At 33.9% G+C, this 1,569-nt stretch carries 1 pseudogene; it reads right to left on the minus strand.

Going from position 1 to position 1,569, the window contains the following annotated elements:
* Window positions 1-1,569: pseudogene (locus AJ932_RS10450) on the minus strand (hypothetical protein); the annotation flags it as partial.

The following is a 1,569-nucleotide window of genomic DNA, read 5'->3' on the forward strand; positions in this document are numbered from 1 at the left end:
ACCTTCATTTTTAATACCACTTGTAATAGTCGCATCAGAATCATTTTTTAAACTTAAATTATTATTACTTTTATTGAAAATATTACCATAAATAATTCCATTGTCAGTATTTAAAATACCACTTCCTTTTGCAGAAGCAATAAGACCTTCATTTTCAATAGTGATACCGTGAGTTTGAACTTCTGTATCTTTTTGTCCAATGGTTCCAGTATTTATAATACCCCCATTACCACCTTGGATAGTTCCAGATACATTGATGCTAGTATTTACTTGCTTACCGCCACCTATATAAATACCTGCATTACCACCTTCTAATCTACCCCCTGCTTTAACTTCAATGCCTTCACCCTCAATACCATTTTTACTTCCATCTATATGGATTGCATCATTGCCTGCTTTAATAACACCACCACTTTCTATAGTGATTTTACCAATATTAACGGGCTTTTTATTTGTATCAAATGCATAAAAAGTTATACCATTGTTGCCTGCTTCTATAGTTCCTTTATTTGTAAGGGTTTCTATCTTGTTGCCATCACCTATGAAGATAGCATTAGCGTTTTGATTTTTGATTAGGCCTGTGTTTTCAAAATTTTTAATAGTGGAGCTTGAAGTTCCCCAACTTTGAATGAATACTGCTCCTGATAATTGTTTGGCTCCAGATGTTCCTTCTATAGTACCAGTGTTTTTAAAATTATCTATAGTAGTACTTGATATATTTATACCTACTCTTCCCGAAAGAATGCCTGAGTTATCAAAATTTTTTATAGTAGAAGCTTGAAGATTAACCCCAGAGCTCGCAAATGCAGCCCCATTAGGTCCTCCTGGATCTTTTCTTCCATCACCTTTTAAGATTCCGTTTTTGCTATTGATAAATGTTTGGATTGTAGAATTGCCAATATATATTGCTTGTGTATCCCAGTTTTTTACATCTTGATTGCTGGTTTGAATAGTGCCACTATTATTAAGAGTTTGTACACTTGAATTATTTATGCTTATACCTCTATGTCCTTCGCTTTTAATGTTTCCATTATTGGTAATGGTTTTAACATCGGTATAATTAAACTGAACAGCTTCTTTATTTGTTGAAGTTGTTATAACTCCAGTGTTGTTAAAATTATTAATCGTGGATTTATTATTAGCAAGGCCTTGGAAAAAAACTCCTTTATCGCTTGAAGCTATAGTTCCGCTGTTATTAAACTGTTCCACAGTGAGAGTTCCCTGACCTCCCCAAATTCCCATATAAATTTGACCATTAACTTGACCTGTATTTTCAAAGGTGTTAACAGTGATGGTTCCTGCAAAACCTTGATCATGTTCTACAGCTACCTTACCGTTAATAGTTCCTTTATTGGTAAGATTAGTAAGAGTAAGAGTGTTGTTACCACTAGCATGGGCATAGATGATTTTATTGTTATTACCTATATTACCTAGAGTTCCACCTGATTGAATTATTATGGTATGCGGACCTGAATCAGAAATGTTGATTGTGTTAGTTTCTGAACCACTTACAGTCGTATTAATCCTAGCTTGAGGAGCATAAACACTTGCTGAACTAGCTTTAGTATT

Source organism: Campylobacter sp. BCW_6873 (genome assembly GCF_001762365.1).
GTDB classification, from domain to species: domain Bacteria; phylum Campylobacterota; class Campylobacteria; order Campylobacterales; family Campylobacteraceae; genus Campylobacter_D; species Campylobacter_D jejuni.